Annotated in this window: 13 protein-coding genes and 2 tRNA genes; 2 read left to right on the top strand and 13 right to left on the bottom strand. The window is 52.2% G+C overall.

The features are described from left to right. Window positions 1-74: 74 nt before the first annotated feature. The 9 genes from Pla144_RS23085 to Pla144_RS23045 all read right to left on the bottom strand — a co-directional run bounded on the left by Pla144_RS23085 (window position 75) and on the right by Pla144_RS23045 (window position 9,754). On the bottom strand, window positions 75-959 hold the full coding sequence (locus tag Pla144_RS23085; RefSeq protein WP_197530959.1) for an alpha/beta hydrolase family protein: 885 nt from the start codon (window positions 957-959) through the stop codon (window positions 75-77). A 333-nt stretch (window positions 960-1,292) separates the two neighbouring features. Continuing rightward, a tRNA-Asp gene (locus Pla144_RS23080) sits at window positions 1,293-1,366 on the bottom strand. Window positions 1,367-1,533: 167 nt separating this feature from the next. Further along, a complete protein-coding gene (locus tag Pla144_RS23075; protein ID WP_146453067.1) occupies window positions 1,534-3,405 on the bottom strand; it encodes an adenylate/guanylate cyclase domain-containing protein in 1,872 nt (623 codons plus the stop codon). Window positions 3,406-3,611: 206 nt separating this feature from the next. Continuing rightward, window positions 3,612-4,277 carry a hypothetical protein gene (locus Pla144_RS23070; protein ID WP_146453066.1) on the bottom strand — a complete coding sequence of 222 codons (666 nt, stop codon included), beginning with the start codon at window positions 4,275-4,277 and terminating at the stop codon, window positions 3,612-3,614. Window positions 4,278-4,391: 114 nt separating this feature from the next. Then, window positions 4,392-5,456, bottom strand: a complete 1,065-nt coding sequence (locus tag Pla144_RS23065; protein ID WP_146453065.1) for a PEP-CTERM sorting domain-containing protein — start codon at window positions 5,454-5,456, stop codon at window positions 4,392-4,394. Between the two features lie 54 nt (window positions 5,457-5,510). Continuing rightward, a complete protein-coding gene (locus Pla144_RS23060; protein WP_146453064.1) occupies window positions 5,511-6,143 on the bottom strand; it encodes a hypothetical protein in 633 nt (210 codons plus the stop codon). A gap of 307 nt (window positions 6,144-6,450) precedes the next feature. After that, entirely contained in the window at window positions 6,451-6,882 is a 432-nt protein-coding gene (locus tag Pla144_RS23055) for a response regulator (RefSeq protein WP_146453063.1), read from the bottom strand. 354 nt (window positions 6,883-7,236) lie between these two features. After that, complete coding sequence (locus tag Pla144_RS23050) at window positions 7,237-8,286, bottom strand: sigma-54 interaction domain-containing protein (protein WP_146453062.1); 1,050 nt, start codon at window positions 8,284-8,286, stop codon at window positions 7,237-7,239. 199 nt (window positions 8,287-8,485) lie between these two features. Continuing rightward, on the bottom strand, window positions 8,486-9,754 hold the full coding sequence (locus tag Pla144_RS23045) for a lactate racemase domain-containing protein (protein WP_146453061.1): 1,269 nt from the start codon (window positions 9,752-9,754) through the stop codon (window positions 8,486-8,488). A 143-nt stretch (window positions 9,755-9,897) separates the two neighbouring features. Between Pla144_RS23045 and Pla144_RS23040 the strand changes: the two genes are divergently transcribed. Together Pla144_RS23040 and Pla144_RS23035 are read left to right on the top strand one after the other, a co-directional pair. Beyond that, on the top strand, window positions 9,898-10,467 hold the full coding sequence (locus tag Pla144_RS23040; protein WP_146453060.1) for a hypothetical protein: 570 nt from the start codon (window positions 9,898-9,900) through the stop codon (window positions 10,465-10,467). 71 nt (window positions 10,468-10,538) lie between these two features. Continuing rightward, window positions 10,539-10,612: transfer RNA gene (locus Pla144_RS23035), tRNA-Arg, on the top strand. Between the two features lie 415 nt (window positions 10,613-11,027). Here Pla144_RS23035 and Pla144_RS24885 read toward each other — a convergent pair. The 4 genes from Pla144_RS24885 to Pla144_RS23010 form a co-directional block, all read right to left on the bottom strand. Continuing rightward, window positions 11,028-11,927, bottom strand: coding sequence for an SRPBCC family protein (locus Pla144_RS24885; protein ID WP_197530958.1), 900 nt, complete (start codon window positions 11,925-11,927; stop codon window positions 11,028-11,030). A 386-nt stretch (window positions 11,928-12,313) separates the two neighbouring features. Beyond that, a complete protein-coding gene (locus tag Pla144_RS23020; RefSeq protein ID WP_231936524.1) occupies window positions 12,314-13,522 on the bottom strand; it encodes a DUF819 family protein in 1,209 nt (402 codons plus the stop codon). Window positions 13,523-13,635: 113 nt separating this feature from the next. Next, entirely contained in the window at window positions 13,636-14,103 is a 468-nt protein-coding gene (locus Pla144_RS23015; protein WP_146453058.1) for a hypothetical protein, read from the bottom strand. A gap of 135 nt (window positions 14,104-14,238) precedes the next feature. Next, a complete protein-coding gene (locus Pla144_RS23010) occupies window positions 14,239-15,297 on the bottom strand; it encodes a DUF1559 domain-containing protein (RefSeq protein WP_197530957.1) in 1,059 nt (352 codons plus the stop codon). Window positions 15,298-15,563: the final 266 nt, after the last annotated feature.

The following is a 15,563-nucleotide window of genomic DNA, read 5'->3' as shown; positions in this document are numbered from 1 at the left end:
CTACTGGCGAGCCTACTTCTGCGGTCAGAGTTCGTTGCGTCGTTTAAGCTGGAGCATTCATGGGCACACTTTCACTAATCGCCCTGGTTCAGGTAGTGATCGAACCAGGAGAGCGTTTCTCCTACAATTTGGTCTCGAGTTGCGTCCGTTACAAGTCCATGACCTGCTTCGGGGAAGATGATCAATTTGTGCTTCACCCCCTTTTTCTGAAAGGCGTCGTCAATCCACTCGCCGTGTTTAGCGGGAACGAGTTTGTCCTTGCCTCCCATCATCACTAGAGAAGGTGCATCGTCCTCGGTGACGTTGACCAGAGGTGAATACCTTCCTGCTATGTCGAGAGGTAGGTTGAGGGCTGGGAATCCCCGATATGCCGGCAACGACTCAGGTGCATCCCACACGGCCACGCGTAAATCGGTCGGGGGCACGAGAGCAACAACTGCGGCAACACGACTGGAGACCCGGCCTAGCTCCTCCTTGGCCTCAGAGTCGCCATCGTCGCCTGTTGTGCCTAAAATCAGCGATAGGTGCCCTCCGGCACTCATTCCCATTACTCCTAATCGGTCCGCTTCGATGTCGAATCGAGCAGCGTTCAGACGGACAAATCGCACTGCCCGCTGCACATCCAAAACAGCTTCGGGAATGGTATACCGCGGACTGCTACCATGGCGGACTGCTATCATGGTATAACCTTCGTCGAGATAAGGTTGAAATAGGTGCCGCATCTGTTCAGGTGGGGACCATTTTGAATACCAGCCACCACTGACCATGAACAGGATTGCCGCTCGATTTGCTTCCACTTCAGGACGGAACACATCCATCGTCAAAGCCAGGCCATCCTTATGGCCATAGACTACATCTGCTTCGATCACCACAGGTGAAATCGACTGCGCGATTGCGGCGGTGCTGGAAAGAAGCATCGAGAGTGGTAATATCCAACAAGAAAGCTGTGTCTTGTTCATATTGAGAATCCAATGTTTAGAAGGCATGCATGCCAGAAAAATTCAGTTGCAGCGAGTGAATATGCACGACGATTAGTATCGAGAATAACAAGAAAGTACACCGCTTGGGAGAAGAACTCCAGGGTTAGTGGAGCATACCTTACAAGACGAGGTTGTCCTGTTTAATCCTGCCGCTGATCCACTACCACCCTATACACAGAAGAAATGGTGCAAATAAGATTGCTTTAATTAATTCTTATGGGTGCACACTGGGTAAAGAAAGACAAACTACTCTATCTGGGCCAGAAAAGGCCCGAGAAAAATTCCCCGATGGTTTGTAGGGGAAAACAGAAGCGACGCCGACGGGGCTCGAACCCGCAACCTCTGGATCGACAGTCCAGTGCTCTAACCAATTGAGCTACGGCGCCGTGGTTATTTGCCAGAATGCCTGTTCCTACCCAGTCTTGAGACGGTATAGAAAGCGTTTTCCGGCAATTCAGACTCGGAAATATAGCTGTTAAGGCACAAACTGACAAGGGGGCCAGGATCGTCTTCGGTGGGTGCTTATGAGCCGACTCCTAAAGCCGAATAGACACTATTTCCCTGGAAGTTGCCAGATTGCGCTATCCGCAGTTGCGTGGGACTGTCGCGCCTCTTCAATGCGATGGGCCAAGGCCAATGCGGCCAGGTCATCGGGGAATTCATTTCGGAGCTTGGCTGACAGGTCACCCGCCAAGGTAAGATTTTTTTGCTCCAATGCGCTAAGCACTTCGTGATATCGATCGCAATGGGCTTGCCAGTTTTCAGGAACATCTCGAACGAGTTCGAACAGTTCCAAGGGTTGCTCGATGTTGACAACCTTCACACAGGCCAACCTGCGAGTGATATGTGCATTCGATAATGCAGTCCGGGTTGAGCCAGTTATCAAGCAGTCAGTTCCCAGGTATTTGGTTGCTCCTTGGACTCGGCTGGCGATATTGACGGTGTCTCCCAACGGGCCGTATTTGAATTTCTGCTTTGAGCCCGTGTTTCCCACTCGAGCAATACCTGAGTTAATGCCGATGCCGAGACAGACTGGTGATGGGAGTTCCTTTTGCCAACGATTATTGATCTCCGGAAGTGAGGCGATCATTTTCATGGCTGCCTGGCACGCTAGATCAGCGTGATCCGATTGGGCAATAGGTGCTCCCCACATCGCCATGATTTCATCACCTAGGAAGTCGACCAAAACACCATCGCATTCAAGTACGCACTCTGAGAGTGTCCCCATGACATCTTGGATCCAGGCCATAGTCCGCGCTGGCCCCAGTTGCTCGCTGATTCGGCTGAATCCTCGGATGTCGGCAAAGAGTACCGTAATGTTCGCGTCGCGCCCATCGAGTAGTTGCGGATCTTCTTCCATCTGAGCAGCAAGCTGCGGGGTGAAAAACTGTTCGAATTGGACTCGCGCGGCCATCGCCGCCTTTTCTTCCTTCACTCTCGCAAGACCAGCGGCGATACCACTGGCCAGGACTTCTACGAGTTTGGCTTCGAAAGGACTAATCTCTGGTATTTCATTGACCGATCCACCGCCACGACGATCTCCATAGAGAACTCCCAAGACACGTCCATCTCCATCGAGGATCGGAGCAGCCACCAGTGCGAGAACATTCTGCAGGCTCTTAGCCGTGTCAGGCACATTAGCCGGCACATGACGAAAAGTGCGTCTTTCTTGGAGCACGCGCGCAAGCAGCGTCTGACTGGGGACCCAAGTGTCTTCGCTTTGTCCTTCAATGACCGAATGGAGGGCCGCCACATTCCAGCGATTCTGTGTGTCGCATTCGATCATTGCTGCTGCGTCGAGCCCGACGATCTTAACAAGGGCTTTGGCAGCGAGAACCGGGAAATCACGTGAGTTGGCCGCACTTTGAAAAACCCCCAATACAGTTTCCAGCCACCGCAGCAACAAGCGCTCGTCCATGGTGTCGATATTCAGCCGGCCTAGCCCACTCTCTACCGACTTTGGTCCGGGGGGCATCGTCGCTTCTGGCAGCGGTTGGAGATCCAGGTCTTCTTCGAGAGGCGGTTCTACCCGCACGGCGTACGAACTGAACTGGGCCAATAGTGGAGGCGAGGTGATCGTCTTCTCGCCAGGTGTTAGCATCTTCTCCCGCGACAATCTTACGGGTTGAGATCGGCTAAGGTTGGTCACCTCAATCTCATTCTCATTCAAGGCCACCAGAGCGAGATGCGAGCGAGAAATGTCGACATCGTCAAACGGTGCCAAAACGATGCGGGCATATCCCGTGCGATCGATTCGTCGACGCGGGGCCGGCTCCCCGGATCGCTGCCTGCCGATTTCTAATCGTGTATCCAAAGGAGTGGCGAAGACCCGTTGATGACGATGGTAGAACAAGACGGAGAGAGTTAGCTTCTCTGGGTTGGCCATCTCTTGATCGGGCGTAGGTCGCAATGATGATTCAGGCATACGCCGGCTTGGGCATAAAACTATGGGTCATTCCAGGAAGTGGCTGATTTCTCTGCCTCTCCTATGGTAATCCAAGTGGCTCTGCGATCCTACAGCACTGCTGAGCCAATCAGGGCATTCATCGGAAAATACGGTGATTGGGGGGCCTCTTTGGGTACGTCTACACTGGGCATCCTACTCATGAATAAGAAGTAATGGTGTAATGACTAAACGTGGTTAGTTGGTCGGTGGGTCCCAACCAGGATTCCGATCGCTGCAATGAGGAGTGAAACTGCGGCAGGTTCCGGAACCAACTTTGACCAAGTCACAGTCACACGCAAATGTTGGGTGTGTGGAGCAGTGGTATGTCCCATCGTCGTGAACGTGGATGGAATTGCAGTATCTGTGTCAACTGCCAATACCTCTGAGCCAGCAATGTAGTTGTTGCCCAATCCGACCCAGCTAGACAGCACATCGGCGCGTAAAGAGGAACTGCCGAATATCAGATCGACGGCACCGAGATTAAGACCCCCACCTGCAGGAAGGGGACGCGGGAACGCTGCTTCGACAGTCACATAGTTGCCATTCAGATTAAATGCCCCGTTGGAATCCGAATAGAACACGTCGTAAGGCTCTGCTGGAAACTGGGAAAAGTCTCTGTTCGCAGGCGAAAGTGCGTTACCCAACTTTATAGTCATTTGAGGGCTATTAAATGCAAAGGTGAAAGGAAGTATTGGACCACTGGCCTCCCAAAAACGGACAGCGGTTAGACCCGGCGTGCTGATAATTGCAGCGCGAGATAGTTCGGCAGAGGTAACTAGGCCGAAGAGCGAAACTGTCAGCGAAAGAATTATGCGTTTCGAGAGACAAGTTAAAGATCGTGTAGTAGTCATGTTATGGTTCCTAATAGTGTGTAAAAGCAAGCAGAATAAGGTAAGGTAGAAGCCCCTCACTGCACGATTCCAGCAGTGAGGGGTTAATGGTTGCCTAATAGACTTCCTGAAGAACTAACGACGGCGAGTCGCTAGTCCACACAGGCTCACGAGCATCAAGAGACAGGTGCTCGGCTCAGGGACTACGGTGTAGAGTTCAAAGGCCAGATCCTTTGAGAATCGGCCAATGCCACCAAAATTTGTACCTGCGATTGGTCCGGGACCATCCAAGCCGTCTGCATAGTGAGTGTCAATAAAATTATTTTGCAACACTAGAGTGGGCATGTTGGGCATCGTCGGATCATTGATCTCAATCTGCACGTTGGACTCCACCGCATCGTCCTGAAAGTGCCATACTTTGGTTGGGTAATTGGGATCAACGATTGGCTGCATGTCTTGCTCACCAGGAGCAACATTTGGCGAGGCAAGCAGGTTCTGGACTGTATAGTCGCGGTTGTGCCATCCCCACTGGGTGTTTGGCGCAGTGGCCAGGTTTGGCGCATCAATCAAGGCGACGATTTTCAACCAATAGATCGCGTCTTGTTTTTCAGGGAATGGCTTGGCCAATTCGGCATTGTACTTATAGGTGTCCTCGGGGAGTCCGAACGTGACCTGCTTTTCAGTATATGTCCCTGAACCGGGAGAAAGTGCGGCCGCGAGATCCACAATCTGACTCGATAGAACGTTGCCTGGACGACTGTACGGCAGCACGGTTCCATTCGGTCCTGGTTGGCCTGCTGGTACATCGTCCTCGAAGGCAATGAGAAACTTCTTTACAGGCTGATTGGGGTTTTGAAAGTTGTTCAGATATGAACCCCACCAGGAAATATGGACGACCGGCGAATTGAAGTTGTCCGCAAAGTCGTCAGCCATGGAGACACCCCTATAGAGCAAAGGACCTCCTGGATTGGGAGGTACAGGAGAATTCAACCAGGCCGTGCTGAGTTCATCGTGACCATTGTAAATATCGGGAGTTCCATCTGCTCTAACTCCGACTTGCGTGCCGATCATTGGGTTTTGTTGAAACTTCAGTAACTGGCCGGGTAATGGGTCGGCTTGAGCAACTGTGTTCAACAGGGCCGCCACTGTGCAAAGCGTAAGTAGAAATCCACATGAGTAAAGTGAACGTTGGAAATACATAAGATCTTCTCCAGAAATAGTTTGTTAATTAAAAATTACAATCGATCAACGGAATTAAGTTCTTCGTCGCACAAGCATGCCCCCCAATCCGATTGCTGCCAGGGCGCAAGTTCCTGGTTCGGGAATTAGGTCGTACTTTCCTGCGATTCGATCGACGCGGAGACCGGTCGGTCCGCCGGCGTTGGTCAAGCGGAATTCCAGCGAATTGAGTCCCGTTTGAAACCCAGCCGTAACCATGAAGGGCACGAGGCTGGTGAAACCAGCACTCACGTTCGGATTGAGCGTGCCATTTAGGTAAATGTCGTTGCTCCAGTCGTCTGTGCCCCACAAACCACCGAGCATGGCTGTGCTTAGATTTGCATTTGCCGGGAGATTGAAAGTCGTACGATAGATGTAATTCCCGGCAGGACCTTGGCTGTTAGCACGGGGGCCAATCCAGCGCGAATTGGCGTTGTTTGGTACCCAAGGAGGAAAGGGAAAAGCCGAGTCCGTGACAGTTACAGGCGTGAACACGGGGCTAGGTATAAGAACAGCGTTGTAGTGAATGTCTGACACACCGCCGGCACCCCAGGCATTGCCGCTGCCGTCGACACCCGTATTAAACAAACCGGTAATCGGCACCGCCGAGGCAGTGGTTGAGATTGCGAGTAGAAAAATCGCACAGAAGGTAGCTAAAAAATTTCGCATGAGACACTCCTCGAAGTTTGGTAAAGGTGGTTACGGACAGGGTAAAAAAAGATGGAACACTTGAAACAGCTAGTAGCTTCTTTTACAGGAATCTCGTCCTTCGTGACGCCATCTTCCTTGGCGTCTGGCTGAGCGGTGAGCAGATGCGTCACTGCCGACGGGCATCCTGCCATCGCGGTGGTGGCGGATTCTTTCGAAGTTGATCGCGTCATCAAAACTTGCGAAAAAGCTATTTTCAATTTCTTGGATTTCGAGCGTAGACATGTTCAGGTTTCCTTGGGTAAACGAGTTGTGAGCAGAAGTTGCATTAAGAAACGCGAGAGGCATTAACTCTGCGGGAAGGACCTGCCCGTACTTTGATCCGCGCTAGCGTCGTGCGGCAAATCTCAAACCAGGTATGGTCGGCAGGCTTACTTAGATAACCGGCAGCTCCAGCAGCGCGAGCCTTGCGTTCTTCGTCGGCTGAGTAGTGGTTACTAACAAGATAGAAGGGAACTGCCGGACGCACGGATTTAATCAGACGCAACAGTTCGATGCCTGACATATCAGCAAGTTGCATGTTCGAAAACCAGAGACTTACATGCTTGCCAGACGCGATTTGAAGGGCTTGATGGCCGTCGTCGGCATGATGCCAAACCAGTTCCGCCTCGAGTGCTTCAATTGAAAGTTTTCGATAGTCCTTGGATTCACTATCGACGACCAGAAGGTCAATATGGTTTACAGTGGGTGGAGACATCATTAGCACCTGCCTTTCGGGTAAAGATCTGCAAGTGTCCTTCACTCGCGATTACGTGGTGAGATAAAGCAAGTGTTGCGCCAAACGTTGGGGCGAATAAAGAAAACTCACTCTAAGGTGAGAGAAACTTGCAATTTGGACAGGAATGTTTTTGAGAGTTTATGATCGGCAGCGATTTGCGTTGGACTCCATCGTCCGGTATCAACACAATGTCGTCCGACACTGAAATAGTCCAAAAGTTGCAGAAGTGTCCGAAATCGGACGAAGGGCCTTTAATTCTCAGAAGCTATGAGTCCTAGAGCTGGCTTGAGAACGGAGATTATCTGTGGTGAATAATCGGTTCTTTGTCGTAGGCGGCTAACCAGAAAGTCCCAGTCTGACCATTTTCCGCAGGAGAGCCTGTCGAGAAATACTTAATAGGCGTGCAGCAGCACTCTTGTTGTGGTAGGTGTGCTCGAGAGTTAGCACAATATGTTGCCGCTCGAGATCGGCAAGGCTTGTCCAGGTTTGTTGGGCTGGTTGAGGGAAACCAGTAACTTCAGGGTAACGGAAGCGATCGACTAGGCTTGAACTCTTGAAATTTGAAGCATCAGGTGCTCCAAGTTCGACCCTTCCCCCTGCAGAATTCGATAGCACGGTCATGAAGACTTCTTCAGTGATCCACTCTCCATCGGTTTCTACGGCCGCCTGCTCGAGGACATTCTTTAACTCGCGGACATTCCCAGGCCAATTGTACGACTGCAATAATTGAAGGGCTGCTGGAGTAAGTTTCTGGCGAGGGTGCCCCTCAGCTGCTAATTCGTCGAGAAACTTGGGAACAAGCGTGGCAATGTCTTCGGTTCGTTCACAGAGTGGAGTGGTGCGTATCGTCACCACGCAAAGTCGATAGTAAAGGTCCTCTCGGAATTGACCAGCGAGCATTTCACGCTTCAAATCTCGATTTGTGGCTGCAAGGATTCGTACATTGACGGGTATTGCCTGATGGCTGCCCACAGGTACGACCGAGCGTTCTTGAATTACTCGCAGAAGTTTCGCTTGCAACGGAAGAGGAAGTTCACCGATCTCATCGAGAAAAATAGTACCTTTGTCCGCCGCTCGAAAACAGCCAAGAGATCCTTGATCTGCGCTGGTGAAAGCACCTTTAACATGCCCAAACAGTTGACTGGACATCAATTCGCCAGTCATCGACGCGCAGTCGACAGGAATAAACAAGTTCTTGGCGCGAGGGCTTGCCTCGTGGATTTGCCGAGCTACCAACTCTTTGCCGGTGCCACTGGCACCGGTGATAAGGACTGTTGAACTGTACGGTGCTATATGCGAGATAGCGGTGAGGAGATTTCGAGTGGCAAAAGACTCGCCAACGATCTCTGGGCCAGCGAAATGACGCAGATGTGTTAGAGAAGTCATTTCATTAGCCCCCCTGCCGTCTCGAAATTACCTCCAGCATATACTGTTGGAAGTTAGGGATATCGAATAGCGAGCAACAACTAGGCGTTGGGATTGTAATCAATCCAATATGCTAATTGCAATCTGATTTCCATGAATTCTCTGAGAATCCATGAATTAATTACGAAGCAATGTAAGGAAACAGGTAGGCCGAATACACTTATCCCATCCGCGATTGGTGTGCCCAGAGCCCCAGAGCAGGGTTGCTAATGTAGAAAACCGATTCACCCTCAATGGTCTGCATGCCATCGGTCATTTCACTGACCGGATAGCGGCTAGATTGTTCGGCCAGATCGCCAAATTCGTAGCCGACGCCCTCTATCTCCTCGCGGCTAAGTTCGCCTGGGCAATAGGTCACTTTGAACCGTCCCTCCGAAGAACCATGGATCAAATGGGCGGCGGCAGAAAGATTCTCACGCAAGTCCTCGTTTGCTTCAACAAACTTCAAAACCTCAGGAGTCGTCCGATACCCGTACTTGCGAATCAGCAAGTCAATCTGAGGATCCTCGCCAAAAGTGCGGACTGATGGTGCAAGTACTATAAGTTCCCCACCATCGGCAATCGCCATACGGGTGCGATAAATCGCCTTGTTACCCAGCCACGTACTGTGGAATTCGTCGGGGTCGAGATACACGACAACTTTCTTGAGTGGCTCTGCCACCATCTCGAAGTTTACCTCCAACGACAATTCACTTGCCCTTTCGAAGCATTCAACGTCGTCGCCGATATAGAGTCCGCGTACCACCAGTTGCCGCTGATCGTTGTAGCCCACCACTGTCAGCACATAGAGAAGCGGCAGGTGTTGGCAAAAGTGATCTTGAGCGTAGTTGAGGATCTTGCGTAGGGGATTATCCGCACGACCTAGGATGCGCTCGATGCCATAGACGGCACCGATGTAGTGACTCTCATTGATGCCACGCATTCCACCGGTGCCAACAAACAGGTTCTTGTTGTAGTTGGCCATGCCAATGACTTCATGGGGAACAACCTGTCCCAGCGAGAGTATCAGATCGTGATTTCCCTGACTAATAAGTTGGTTCAATTGGCAAGGCCATGGCTCAGAGTAGATTCCGTCGGTAGCCTCGGTCACGTATTCGGCGGGGACCGTGCCGATAGTCTCCACGTCGGTACGCCAATTGTGATAGCGAAATAATTCGTCAGGCACCCCGGGGAACATCTTTTCTTTTTGCCAGGCAGGCATCTCGAAATGCGTTCCCAAAGCGGGGAGTACATCGACCAGTGAGTCTCCATAGTATTCATGGGAAAGACAGGTTAGGAGCCCAGCCCGACTATTAAACCGAGTGAAATCCGGAGGGACGGCAATCACACGCTTCCGAGGGCCAAGGAGGTCATAGATCTCGAATAAAGCGGAGCGGATTTCCGCGTCTGAGAGTTCAGTCGTGGCTGAGCCAGTGCAGAAATACAGCATCGTTAGGCAGGTAGTGATTGGGTTGAATTCTAAGGAAATAATAGTGAGCGAAGGGCGTTGCTGTTATCATACTCGAATTCCTGCGGAGGGGGATGGTGACTCAAGATATTGCCTGTTGCCACATCCTTGCGGATAATAGCCACATGAGTGCGCCGCCCACCCCCCCCTCCACTCACCGTGAACCTCATTTGCTCAAGTTTGGGCTGAAGAAACTATTTCTGATCGTTACACTTGCGAGTCTATTCTGCGCACTGATGGTGTTGACCCACGGACCATGGCCGTTAGTGATCTTCTTTTTAGCACTGCTTACTTTGGCCCATGTGTTGGGCAACATGATCGGTACTCGCTTGCGCGACACCTCCCACGAGATAAGGCTCTGGAGGGCCACAGATCCGCGGCAATCCCCTGATAGCCCGCTCGCTACTCCCCAGCCGTACGAGCTTGCCAAGCTTTCACTCCCAGAAGAAACCAATCTCGCAGGCTTCGGGCGGATTGTGAGTGGCTTTCGCTGGTTTCTGCTGTCGGGCTTTTCAGTAGGAGCCTTGCTGGGTGGTACCCTCTTGGCAGTCACGATCGGCAACCGCATCGGTTGGGCCGGCTGGGTTGTGGGAACAGTCTCAAGCGCCGTCCTGGGAACCTGGGTAGCATTCTTGGGAGTGAGTTTTACCGCAATCGCCCGCGATGCCCTGCGACAGGCGCATGGCAAGAAATAAGAAAAAACGATAGCGATTTCTGTCGTGTTCTAACTTTCGTGGAAAGTAGATGTCGCTAGAATAAGGGATACGCCCCGGTAGCTCAGCTGGATAGAGCATGGGATTTCTAATCCCAGGGTCGCAGGTTCGAGTCCTGCTCGGGGTGCTTGAGTAGAAATGTAAAAAAGTCGGGCCGACAAGATTCGAACTTGCGACCTTTTGACCCCCAGACGCAATTGCCGACAAGATTTTTTTGGTGTTTTCTCCGGGATTTAAGCACTTTATCGCTTCATTGAATACAGTGCAAGGCGTCTCATTCAATTGCATTGTTTCTCGATGATTTCGGGTATATTCGAAATACGGGTTAGCGCAAACGGGTAGTATACCCGCTTGCGTTTCTGGTTGTCCACCATCTGTTCGGAGTGAATCCAGATACCAACGGCGGCGTCAGTATCCATCAGAACTCAAGGAATTCTCTCCTGATACAATCACCGCTCAATACACAACCTCAAACCATGCATCAAAAAACATCACAACCATGTTCGTCCTTTCCCTGCCATTAAGTTTTCCCGGGCCGTGGGTTAACTGGATTCCCATACCCCCGATTCTACTAGGCTGCGGGTTGTTTTGTGACGATAGTCGAACATTCGTTCCAGCTTGCGGCGAACGAACCATCCCCCTAACCAGTCGCCCAGCGGCCACAATGGGACCTGATATTCCACCTCATCCCGCAGCAAGGTTCCCTCTCCATCGTCGAGGATATGATGCCGATGATACCACCAAGCGAACGGCCCTGACTCTTGCCGATCAGCAAACAGGTGGGGTGGTTCGTACTCGGTGTGGATTGCTACCCAACTAACGGGAATTGGTCCGACGCTCCCTCGCAACACCACCCGACTGCCAACAAGGAGAGAGCCAGGACTCTCGCTCACCTGCATCTTTTCCCATGGCGGGATCAAACTCCGCAATGCTTCGGTGCTTTCGTGAAAGCGAAACACTTGCTCTGGGGAAGCATTGATCCGAGACTCCCAGCGAAAGTGACTCAGGCTCGCTGCATTGGGTCGCCGCTCGCTCTTGTGAGCCCGGGCTGCGTCCAACAGAATCAGGCCAAACGGAACCCACCACACGAGATCGTTGGTCAGGATGGTCAGTCCAAAGAGCGGGGGAAATATTCCACGCCATAAGGCCCCCAGGAATCCGATTGGACCAAAGATTTTCCCTAGCAACCCGACGAGCACTATTGGCCAGTGACGCCGTGGGTTCCCCGCGGCAATCAGATAGCCGATTCCATAGACCCCAACGATCATCCCCACGCACTGCCAAATCTCAGGATAATTGACTCGCTCGATGCTGGTAAGATCAAACAGCAAATGTGGAAAAGCAATCGTGAGCGCGCCCCACACGAGATTATAAAATCCCGCAGCACAGAGCCAGTAGCTTGCCCACACGGGGGCACCATCGTCGTTTATGCAAGTTGGCATGAAGATTTCCAAGGATCAGGCAAATTATGCTCTCTCGACGAAGGGAAGCTAGGTCATCGGGCTGAAGTTACCCCATTCTACTCAAGTTTGCATGGACGACGTCGCTGACTTGGAGAATGCGTTGCCAGATTGCCGAGTCATACTTTTCGAAATTTGGCCTGACTAGCTACGACACTGCAACTTGGCCTTCCACGACCTCCAGTTTGTGATGAAGAAACATCAATTTTAAGTTACCACTTTACTTGTTCTATTCAAACTAGAGAGCTCCTGGTTTGTGGGGCTCGTAAGACTGGAGAGGCAGCAGCGACAAACCAAAGGGCGCAGCCTCACCCCCAGGTTCACGCCTCTAACATTCACTGGGAGTGTTGACGGACTGGTAAGACCGACTAGGACACGAGCAAGCAGAGCAGAGCGGTCGCATAGCCGGCAAAGTTGCCGATGGCGTATCCTATCAGGGCCATCAGAATGCTGGCCGGAACCAGACTCTCTTGATGGTGCGTGGCCACGATCGATGCCGAAGCAGCACCCCCAATATTTGCCGCACTGGCGATCGCGGCCGTATGGACATCGACCCTCAGCAGCTTGGCCCCCAGCAGGCAGAAGGCTCCGTGGATGAAGATCCAGATCGTGGCCCCAACGAGAAACGGCAGAGTTTGACCTGCTGCATTGGCCAGATTTGTCTGGGCACCCATCCGCGCGACGAACAGATAGACCAGGGCCATTGCAAGTTCGTGGCTGCCAGGGATCTTGCTCAGCCGCGTGAACGACAGTCCAATTCCTAAAGCGGTGATGAGTAGAATTTTCCAGGCAGATGCACTCAAGTAAGGGTCGATAGTCGGCAGACGTTGGGCGACCAATTCCGCAATCCAGCTAGCGAATAACGCAACCGTCAGGAGCCCAAGGATGTCAGGGGTGGTGGGGGCAGTCGTATAGTTAGTCTCAGCTCGAGCGGCGGCAGTCATCTTGGCGACCCGATCCTCATCGACTCCGGTAAAGGCGGCAAAACGTTCGGCAAAGAGTTTCGATCCGAGCAGAATGGGGAGCCAGAACAGATAGATCACCGAGTCACCGATCACAGCGAGCCCGACATCGGTCCCGCTGGCATCGATCATTTGGCTGACAGCGGCCATATTGCCAGTGCCGCCGATCCAGCTTCCCGCGAGAGTGCCAAAGGCCTTCCAGGCGTCCGGTCCCAGCCAAGGTTTGACGGCTAAGAACCCGATCGGCGCCCCAACCATCACTCCGAGGGTGCCAAAGAGCATTACACCCACACCCCTGCCCAGCACGCGAATCGCCCCACGCACATTCACTTTGAGCAACAACAGCACCAACATCATCGGCAGCACAAGCAAGCCAATAATTTCGTAAACGGGGGACTTCGTCGGCAATATTCCTTGGGTGGCCAAAAGGACGGGGGTCAGATAGATAAAGATCAGCGGGGGCAGGTACTGAAACAGCCGGCTCTGCGTCGCCTTCTCCAACCAGAAGAAGAACGCACATACGCCAACCAGCATGGCCAGCACCCCCTCCGTGCTGGTGATTGAAAGCGAGATTTCCATCAAGCAGCCACCTAGGGTTTCAGGCCAATTGGTCACTTGTGGTAAACTTCTCGGGGAAGTTGCCGGGAGGGCTGGCAAAGATGAGAGGTTAAGCGGTCAGTCGATTGGCAAGTGCCGCCAAGACATGAACAGGCCGCTTTTGGGGGGGCTTACTTCCCAGGGAGTTTTTCCAATTCAAAATGCAGACCTTGCGTCGTCTCGTTGATTGTTTGCTCAAACGGAGTTGTCTTCTTGGACATATACTTTCGGGGAATCAAAGGCTCTCCGCTTTGATAGGACTTCAGTACCGTAAAGCACACCTTGTAGGTGCCGGGATAGACGCCATCATCCGGTTTCAGTGTTGTCATGCGGAAGGACCCGTCAGGTTGGATGTATCCATAGGCGCCTTTGCGTACCTCGCTATCGGAGGTCTTCGCGTAGGACGCCGGTTCGAAACGAATCATGGAGACTTCACCCTGTGGGATACCTCCATCATTAAAACCCACTGTTCCAGTGACTTGAACCCTGCCAGAATTGTCGCAACCCACTAGCAGCAAACAGGTAAGAAAACTCCCCACTGCCGCCCCACGGGAAAAAAGCATGGAAAATGCAGGCGGCCATTTTGTGATAGGAAGCATATACTTTTCTCAGGAAACGGGGTTATCAATTGGTGCCTTTCAATCGACATCTTCAGAATTTACTCCCGCATGGATCTGACTCCAAGATCCTAAAGCAATTTAGGATGGATCTATGCGAGGGTTTCGCAATGGCGATCATCTCACATCACCGACGACTTCTCCATCTATACTGGCGATCAGCTTGTCCCAAACCGTTCCCCAGTCCCCATAGGGCCCGCTGGTTTCGATTGTGTCGTTGATCCAGTGGACACTTCCATCGGCAAAGGCCATCAAAACACCTCCAAAATGCAGGCTTCGGGTGGTTGCCTGGGCACCGAATCCTCCGACCCAGCAGGGCATGCATTCAGTTTGCATGATTTCTGCATCGGCCGGACTGCAGCCCATGATGTCGTCTGCGTTTACATTGCACACGTTGGGCCCGTTGGCATCCCCCGTAGAGCCATACCAGACAATCAGGCTTGAACCTGCTCCTCCCAAGGCCCAGACACCGCGTCGGTCTGATTGACTAACTCCGGATCGGACTTCTCCCAGCATGATCGTATTGCTCGTTCCGTCGGTGATCTGGCCAAGCTTCGCAGAAACGTTGGGCCCAATCACTCCTCGTATCCTCGGGTTCTGCCATCCTAAGGACTCTTCGCCCCAGATTGCATTTTCACGATCCTTAGATCCAATGATTGGTCCATTCCCTACATTGGCCGCATAATTGCCCCGTGCCCAGTTGGTCCCCATGGGGCGTCTGGGAGTCGATGTATCGCTAAGAGTTTCACTACTAAACGGATCCGCCGGGCAGAGCATTGATGCGATCTGTGTCCCGCGTGCCAGTTTGTTTTGATCTGCTGAAATATATTCGGAGAAGTCAAAGGAATCGTAGAGTCCCTGTTGTTCCATCTGTGGCAGAATGGAGATCAGCCAGTTCTTGCCGATCTTATTCGTCTGCGACGGTTCTTCACCTTCTTCGAACTCCATCCCTATGGGGAGGATCTTGCGGTTTGATTCGTAATTCAGAACCGCCAAGGCCAACTGTCGAAGATTACTCTGGCACTGGGTCCGGCGAGCCGACTCGCGGGCGGCCTGTACTGCGGGGAGCAGCAAGGCAACTAGGACTCCGATGATCGCGATTACCACCAAGAGCTCTACAAGTGTGAAACCACCTGCTAGTTGTCGGATTTTCTTCTTGTCCGTGTACCCATTCATGAGTTTTAGTCCTATGCAAATGATTGGGCACGATTGCTGACGCCACATGGAAGTGGCAATCGCAGGAGCCGTCATATTTTCGGTAGCCGATTGACGACGTTGCGTGCATGTTGCATCTCCCACGCACTGCGAAGGCAATTCACGCCAACGACAATGCATACAACAACGCACGCTCTTCAGTGTCCACGGATTCTGGTGCGGGATGCTCGCTCAATCTGAATGAGGCAGAGCATAGTCATGAAGCACCGCGCATCCTAAGTATGTGG

The sequence above is a fragment of the Bythopirellula polymerisocia genome (genome assembly GCF_007860015.1).
Classification (GTDB): domain Bacteria; phylum Planctomycetota; class Planctomycetia; order Pirellulales; family Lacipirellulaceae; genus Bythopirellula; species Bythopirellula polymerisocia.
Note: the sequence above shows the minus strand (reverse complement) of the source record. Positions and strands in the feature narration are given on the sequence as shown.